Origin of the sequence: Streptomyces sp., assembly GCF_019510245.1 — a bacterium.
Lineage (GTDB): Bacteria > Actinomycetota > Actinomycetes > Streptomycetales > Streptomycetaceae > Streptomyces.
Genome location: NZ_JAEKKT010000332.1, coordinates 1 through 7424 on the forward strand (window position 1 = coordinate 1; position 7424 = coordinate 7424).

General features: G+C 74.5%; 9 protein-coding genes. 6 read left to right on the top strand and 3 right to left on the bottom strand.

From position 1 onward, the window contains the following. On the bottom strand, positions 1-354 hold a 354-nt coding region (locus tag JF597_RS50380; RefSeq protein ID WP_294013024.1), incomplete at its 3' end, for a hypothetical protein. Between the two features lie 113 nt (positions 355-467). Here JF597_RS50380 and JF597_RS50385 point away from each other — a divergent pair. Genes JF597_RS50385 through JF597_RS50405 form a run of 5 tightly spaced genes read left to right on the top strand, consistent with a single transcriptional unit; the run spans position 468 to position 5478 of the window. After that, positions 468-1313, top strand: a complete 846-nt coding sequence (locus JF597_RS50385; protein ID WP_294013027.1) for a glycosyltransferase — start codon at positions 468-470, stop codon at positions 1311-1313. Beyond that, complete coding sequence (locus tag JF597_RS50390) at positions 1310-2446, top strand: glycosyltransferase (protein WP_294013029.1); 1137 nt, start codon at positions 1310-1312, stop codon at positions 2444-2446. Before JF597_RS50385 ends, JF597_RS50390 begins: the two co-directional genes overlap by 4 nt. Beyond that, entirely contained in the window at positions 2439-3299 is an 861-nt protein-coding gene (locus tag JF597_RS50395) for a glycosyltransferase (RefSeq protein ID WP_294013032.1), read from the top strand. Before JF597_RS50390 ends, JF597_RS50395 begins: the two co-directional genes overlap by 8 nt. Beyond that, a complete protein-coding gene (locus JF597_RS50400; protein WP_294013035.1) occupies positions 3296-4339 on the top strand; it encodes a glycosyltransferase in 1044 nt (347 codons plus the stop codon). Before JF597_RS50395 ends, JF597_RS50400 begins: the two co-directional genes overlap by 4 nt. Then, positions 4336-5478 (top strand): acyltransferase, encoded by a 1143-nt coding sequence (locus JF597_RS50405; RefSeq protein WP_294013038.1) that lies wholly within the window; start codon positions 4336-4338, stop codon positions 5476-5478. Before JF597_RS50400 ends, JF597_RS50405 begins: the two co-directional genes overlap by 4 nt. A gap of 6 nt (positions 5479-5484) precedes the next feature. Here JF597_RS50405 and JF597_RS50410 read toward each other — a convergent pair whose 3' ends face one another. Together JF597_RS50410 and JF597_RS50415 are read right to left on the bottom strand one after the other, a co-directional pair. Then, positions 5485-6465, bottom strand: a complete 981-nt coding sequence (locus JF597_RS50410) for an NAD(P)-dependent oxidoreductase (RefSeq protein ID WP_294013040.1) — start codon at positions 6463-6465, stop codon at positions 5485-5487. Then, the gene (locus JF597_RS50415) at positions 6462-7178 is read right to left on the bottom strand and encodes a sugar phosphate nucleotidyltransferase (RefSeq protein WP_294013043.1); all 717 of its coding nucleotides are present in this window, start codon (positions 7176-7178) and stop codon (positions 6462-6464) included. Before JF597_RS50415 ends, JF597_RS50410 begins: the two co-directional genes overlap by 4 nt. A 58-nt stretch (positions 7179-7236) precedes the next feature. Here JF597_RS50415 and JF597_RS50420 point away from each other — a divergent pair. Beyond that, positions 7237-7424, top strand: a 188-nt coding sequence (locus tag JF597_RS50420; RefSeq protein ID WP_294013046.1) for a hypothetical protein, incomplete at its 3' end; no start/stop codon positions are given.

Genomic DNA, 7424 nt, shown 5'->3' on the forward strand with positions numbered 1-7424 from the left:
CGCGACGAGCCCGACGAGGGCGGCGTACTGCCAGGAGGAGGAGAGCACGCGCTTGTACTCGTCGGAGCCCTGCCCGAGCAGGCGCGACTCGTAGGCGCCGCCGACGGCCAGCGGCACCAGCCACGAGACGGCGAGGAGGAACGCGACCGTGGCGTCGACGCCCAGCAGCCGGACGCACAGCAGCGCGACGCTCGTCGTGATGAGCAGGTCGCCCACCGGCATGAGGCCGGCGTACTGGCGCTCCCAGCTGGGGCGCAGCGTGCGCGGGGCGACGGGGGTGGCGTCAGTCAGCGAGGCGGAGGCACGGCTGACCAGGCTGCGCGCCCGGCCCAGGCTCTCCGCCTGCTGCGTCATGCACCACCTCCTCCATGGTTCAACGTGGCGGGGGCCTGCGCCTCGCACACTTGTCGGGAGCAACGACTGCGCGTCGCGGGAGTGACGGAGCGGGCAGGTGCCAGGCTGGGCCCGTGCTGAGACGGGGACTGAGCGTCGTCGTGCCCACTCGGGACCGCCCTACTCATCTCGCGCGCTGCCTCGCTGCGCTCCGTGCGGACCTCGGGGACGACGACGAGCTGCTCGTCGTCGACTCGGCCTCCCGCGAACCGGTGCCGGGTGCGCTGCGGTGCGACCTGCCGGGGGCGGCCCGGGCCCGCAACGCCGGCTGGCGCGCCGCCCGGCACGAGCTGGTGGCCTTCGTCGACGACGACGTGGAGGTGCTGCCCGGTTGGGCGGACGCGCTCGTCGCCGCGCTCGAGGGCAGCGACTGGGTGGTCGGGGCGGTCGGCGTGCCCCGGGGCCAGGAGCAGCGCGAGCGGCCGGTCGCCGTGACGACGCTGACCGAGCCGACCCGCCTCACGCTCGCCTCCCGGGGCACCCTCGGTGCCAGCGCCAACCTCGGCGTACGACGGGCAGCGCTCGTGGACGTCGGGGGATTCGACGAGCGGCTGGGACCGGGCACGTGGACGAGGGCCGCCGAGGACCTCGACCTGCTGGACCGGCTGCTGGCCGCCGGTCAGGACGGCTGGTTCGCACCGGACGCGGCTGCCGTGCACGACCAGTGGCGCAGCCGACGCCAGCTCGTCGGGCTGGACCACGGCTACGGCATCGGGCTCGGTGCCCGGCTGGTCCTCCTGGCCCGCCGCGGGCAGGGCGGCCGGGCCCGCACCGTGCTCCGTGACGCCGTCTGGTCAGGGACGGTCCTGACCGGGCTGCGGGACCTGCGGGCCCGGTACCGGCTCGGGACGCTGCTGGCGCTCGTCCGGCTGGCCGGTGTCCTGCGCGGGGCGGCGCGCGCTGCGTGGGTGCTGCGGTGAAGGTCGCGCTCTACCACCCGTGGATCTACCTCACGAGCGGCATCGAGCGGTCGTTCGTGGAGCTGCTCGCCCGCTCCCGGCACGACTGGCTGCTGCTCACCCACCACCACGAGCCGGGTGCCACCTATCCCGAGCTGAAGCAGGCGCAGGTGGTCGAGCTGAGCCCCACGGTGTCGGTGCGCAGGTCCCTGGTGCCGCTCGCGCAGGCCGCCTGGCGGATCGGCCGCAGCCGGCTGCCGCTCGACGGGGCGCGCTCCCTGCTGGTGTCCTCGGAGGGACTCGGCGACCTGGTCGCGCCCCGGTCGCCCGTACCGGTGGCGGCCTACTGCCACACGCCCCTGAAGATCCTGCACGACCCCGCGACGCGGGCGGCTCTCGTCGGCTCCTCGTCGCTGAAGCGCGCCGGGCTCGGGGTGCTGGGGTCCGGCTTCGAGGCGCTCGACCGGCGGGCCTGGCGCAGCTACCGGCACGTCCTCGCCAACTCGGAGGAGACCCGTCGTCGGATCGCGGCGGCCGGGCTGGTGCCGTCCGGGCCGGTGGAGGTGCTGCACCCGGGCGTGGACCTCACCCGCTTCCCGCCGGGCGGAGCCGTGCGTCAGGACTTCCTGCTGGTGGCGGGGCGCATCATGTGGCAGAAGGACGTCGAGCTGGCGCTCGAGACACTGGAAGCCTTGCAGCGCAAGGGGATCCGGCTCCGCCTGGTGGTGGCGGGGGCGGTGGACGAGAAGAGCCGGCCGTACCTCGCGCATCTGCGGCAGGCCGCGGTGGGGCTGGACGTGACCTTCGAGGCGGACCCGAGCGACGCCCGGCTGTCGGAGCTCTACCGGACCTGCCGGCTGCTGCTGTTCACAGCCCGCAACGAGGACTTCGGCATCGTGCCCCTGGAAGCCATGGCCAGTGGTGCGCCGGTGCTGGCCGTGGACAGCGGCGGCCCGCGTGAGACCGTCGAGCACGGCGTCACCGGCTGGCTGGAGCCCCGTGACCCGGAGCGGTTCGCGGCGCGCGTGGCCGAGGCACTCCACCAGGACCTCACGCCGATGCGTGCCGCAGCCGTCGCACGCGCCGGGGCCTTCGGCTGGGACGCGTTCGTGCACCGGGTCGACGACGTCGTGGAGGAGGTGGCGGGTGGCTGACGGGCTCACCGTCGTGGTCCCCACCCGCGACCGGCCGGAGCTGCTGCGGCGCTGCCTCACGGCGCTGCGCGCGGAGCTGACCGACGGCGACCGGCTCGTGGTCGTGGACTCGTCGCCGGCACGGCACCCGGCACGGCCGGTCGCGGAGCCGTTCGGGGCCGAGGTGCTGCTGGCCGGCGAGCCGGGCACCTCGCTCGCCCGCAACCTCGGCTGGCGGGCGGCCACCACCGAGCAGGTCGCGTTCGTGGACGACGACGTGCTCGTCGCGCCGGGCTGGCGGGCCGCGCTGCTGCGGTCGGACGCCGACTTCGTGCTGGGCGGCGTGGACGAGCACCCCGACGACAGCCCGCGCGAGCGGCCGGTGTCGGTGGTGGAGCGCACTGCCGCCGTACCCGTCGACCGGGAGGGGCCGTTGGACCCTGGCATCGCGGGCAACCTGCGCGTGCGGCGGACGGTGCTCGCAGACGTCGGCGGCTTCGACGAGCGGCTCGGCCCGGCGTCCTTCTTCGCGAGCGCCGAGGACCTCGACCTGTTCGACCGGATGGTGGCCGCCGGGCACGTGGGCTGGTACGAGCCCAGTGCGCTGGCCTGGCACGTGCAGTGGCGCGACGAGCGCCAGTCGCTGCGGCTGCACTGGGCCTATGGCAAGGGCATGGGAGCCCGGCTGGCGCGGCTCGCGCGCACCGACCGGCGGCGTGCCCGGCTGCTGCTGCCGCAGGTGCTGCGGCTCGGCGGGGTCGCGACGGCCGTGACCGAGGTGCGCAGCGGGCAGCGGCGGCACTGGGGCCCGCCGGTCGTGTGGCGGCTGGGCGCGCTGGCCGGCTTCGTCGTCGCCGTGGCGCGCCGGCTGTGAGGGCGCTGCTGGTCTCCGAGCACCTGCCGGAGGCCGAGGGCACCGCGAGCGGCCGGCTGCTGCGGGCAGCGGGCCAAGGGCTCGTGGACGCGGGCCACGAGGTCACCGCCGTCTGCTGGACCGACAGGGAGCCGGCCGAGGAGCTGCCCCCCTGGGCGAGCTGGCGTCCTGTGGCCCGCGGTCACGCCGTCCGGGACCACCTGCAGGCGCTGGTGCGCCCGCGCTGGGCGAGCGCCGCGCTGCAGCTCCCCGACGACCACGACATCTCCTTCGCGGAAGACCCGCTGTCCTGGGCCGCCGTCGCCGGGCACCGCCGCACCGGGGTGGTCGTGCACTACTCCTGCCTGGTCGACGCCAGGGCGCTCGGCCGGGTCCGGCCGCACGACCTCCAGGGGCACCGGGCAGACCGCCGGGCGGTGCGCGGCGCGGCGGTGCCGCTGGCCTACTCGCCGCGCGTGGCGGCCGCCCTCGGTGGCCGCACCTCCTGGCTGCCCGCGGCAGTCGACGTACCTGCGGAGCCGCTGCCGCTGCGACCGGAGCCGCGAGCGCTGCTGCTGGCCGGTTGGGACTGGCCCCCGAACCAGGCGGCCCTGCGCGACCTGCTGGCGGCATGGCCGTCGGTGCGCCAGCGGGTGCCGGGTGCCGAGCTGCTGCTGGCCGGCCGCGGCTGCCCCTCCGTGCACGCCGACGGCGTGCGGGTGCTCGGAGAGGTGCCGCGGGCAGTGGACGCGTTCGCGGAAGCGGCGGTGCTGGCCTTCCCGTGCCCGCCGACGTCCGGGCCGAAGACGAAGGTGCTCGAGGCGCTGGCGGCAGGGCTGCCGGTGGTGACGACCGAGGCCGGGGCCGAGGGACTGGTTCGTCCCGACGGCTGCTGGACGACCACCCGCGCGTCCTTCGCCGACGTGCTGGCCACCGCCCTCGCGGACGGGCAGGCGCGGGCCGCGGCAGCGGAGGCGGGCCGTGCCCTGGTCGCCGCGCACCACTCCCCGGCTGCTGCCGCAGCGGCGCGCCTCGCGGCACTTGCCACACTCGTGCCGTGACGACCCTCGCCAGCACGCCGCTGACGCGTCGGCACTCCGCACCGGTGGAGTCGCTGCGGGGCCTGGCCGCGCTCGGTGTTCTTGTCGCGCACTGCTGGGGCTTGGGGCACGGCTACGGCCCGGCCACGCTCGGAACGCGCGTCGGACGGCTCGGGCTGCTCGGCGGCGAGGGCCTTGCGCTCTTCTTCGCCCTGAGCGGCTACCTGCTGACGCGGCAGCTGGTCCGCGCGGACCGAGGGCCCCTGTCGCGGTACTTCCGCCACCGCGTGGCACGGATCCTGCCCACCTGGTGGTTCGTCCTTGCCGTGATGCTGCTCGTGCACGACGACGGCGTCCCGGTGTCCGCCTGGTGGCGCTTCCCCCTGCTGCTGCAGGGCTTCTGGCCGGACACGGTGATCCGGGTCGACGGGCCGGCTTGGTCCCTGGCGGTGGAGGCGCAGTTCTACCTGCTCCTGCCGCTGCTGGCCTGGGTGCTTCGCCGAGGGGCCAGGGAGGCGGGCGTCGCCGTGCTCGTGCTCGCCGGCGTGGGAACGGCGCTGGCCGTGGCCACCGTGACATCGCCGTCCGGATCGGCCGTGTGGAAGTACAGCCTGCCGGCGAACCTCGTCTACTTCGTGCCCGGTATCGCGCTCGCCGTGGCGCAGGAGCACGGCGCCTTCAACCGCCTGCGCGGTCGAGCGGGCGGGCACCTGCGGCTGCTGCTGCTCGCCGCTTCCCTGCCGTTCTGGTTCTCCTTCGTCCTGTGGCCGCGCACGGCTGCGCTCTCGGCCGTGGCGTCCGGTCTGACCGTCGCGGCCGTCGCGCTGCCGCTCGGCGACGGGCGCGTCGTCAGGGTCCTGTCCCACCGGTTCCTGGTGGCCGCCGGCACGCTGTCGTTCGGCATCTACCTGTGGCACGAGCCGTTGACGCACCTGGTCCACGGCCACCTCGTCACGGGCTGGCTGCCCCTGCTCGCGGTCGTGCTGCCCGCCTCTGTGCTGCTTGCGACCCTCAGCTACCTCCTGGTCGAGGCACCGAGTCTGCGACTGCGGGACGTCCCATGGCCGGTGCGTGGCGGGCTGCCGGCCCGGGAGGTCCGCCTGCTTCTCACGGGCGCCGGAATCGCGGCGGCCGCCGTCGCCCTGGCGGGCCTGGCCTGACGCTCGTCAGGGCGAGAGGAACGACGAGGACTCAGAGCGGGTCAGCTCCTCCTCGTACCAGGCGATCGTCCTGCGCAGTCCCTCCTCGAGATCGACCTCCGGCGCCCAGCCCAGCACCGCGCGCGCCCTGGAGCTGTCGCAGTGCATGCGCCAGATCTCGGTCGGGCGCTCGGGAAGCGCGCCGAACTCCGGCACGACCGGGTTGCCCAGGAGATCGAGGAGCGTCGTGGCGAGGTCGCGCATGCTGATCTCCTGGCCGCCGCCGAGGTTGAACAGCTGGCCCTCGACACCGGGCGTCACCGCTGCGGCGACGAAGCCGGCGGCGAGGTCGTCGACGTAGTTGAACTCCCTCGTCTGCAAGCCCTTCGTCATGCGGAGGGGCTGACCGCGGAGGGCCCGCACGATGATCTCGGGGATGACCCGGTCGGGCGTCTGCCGCGGGCCGAAGGCGTTGAACGGCCGCACCATCACGATCGGCCAGCCGCGCCCCTGCACGAACATCCGGCAGTAGCGCTCACCGGCGTACTTGCTGACGGAGTAGGGGGAGACGGGGTTGACCGGGCCGTCCTCGACGAACGGCACCGGCACGTCCCCGTAGATCTCGCTCGTGCCGGTGTAGACGAAGCGGGTGTAACCGACAGGCGCCAGCGCCTGCAGCAGGTTGACGGTGCCCTGGACGTTCGTGTGCACGCACTCGTCCACCCGCTGCCACGACTTCCCGACGTGGGTGTAGGCGCCGAGGTGGAACACGTAGTCCGGACGAGCAGTCGTGGCGAGCACGTCCATCGCTCCTCGGTCCCCGAGGTTGCCCTCGTGCAGGACGATCCGGTCGCGCAGCTCGGCGAGCCGCACCGGGTAGACGCTGGAGACGGCACTCGTCAGCGCGTGCACCTCTGCCCCGTCGCCGAGCAGCCGCCGGACCAGCGCCGACCCGATGAAGCCGGAGGCGCCGGTGACCAGGACGCGCTTGTCGCGCAGCGCGCTCACGCTCGGCCCGGTACGGCGTGCGGGACCGACCACGGCGGCGGCTGGCGCAGTGCCAGCACCTCCATCGCCTGCTGGTCCTTCAGCGTGTCCATCGACATCCAGAACCCCTCGTGCCGGTAGGCCGCGAGCCGGCCGGCCGCAGCGAGCGCAGGGAGCACCTCGCGCTCGAGGTCGTCCGCGGCGTGCTCCTGCCAGACCGCCTTGTCCAGCACGATGAACCCCGCGTTGATCCAGTGGTCGCGCAGGACCGGCTTCTCCTGGAAGCCGACCACGCGGTCCTCGTCGTCGAGGTCCAGGGTGCCGTACTGCGAGGGCAGGGGCACCGTGGTGATGGTCGCGCCCCTGCCGTGCTGCTCGTGGCGTCGCAGCAGTGCCGCGACGTCGACGTTGCCCAGCCCGTCGCCGTAGGTGACGAGGAAGCGGTCCTCCAGCACCGGCAGGGAGCGCGTGATGCGCGCGCCGGTGCCGGTCTCCACGCCGGTGTCGAGAACCTGGACCGACCAGGCGGACGGCAGGCCGGCCGCGAAGTCCCCGACGGCGCCGGAGCGGAAGCCGGCCGCGAGCACGAGGTCGGTCACCCCCTGCGCCGCCAGCAGCTCCAGGAGGTGCCGCAACAGCGGCTCGCCGGCCACCGGGAGGAGCGGCTTGGGCAGGTCGGCGGTCATGGGGTACGCCCGGGTGCCGCGCCCGCCGCAGAGCACAAGAGCTTGCACGGAACCCCTCTGCAGCGCGATTGCGGTGATACTAGACGCGACTCCAGGAAGGGACGGGATGGGCAGCGTCGATCAGCTGAAGACCGTGTTCAACGACGAGTGGGACTGGTCGACGCAGGGGGACGAGTGGTCGACCTGGTGGGGTGGGACGCCGGCCCTCTGGCACGGCGCCCTTCTCCCGCGGGTGCACCAGTGGCTGCCGGCCGGGCGGGTCCTCGAGATCGCCCCTGGGTTCGGGCGCTGGAC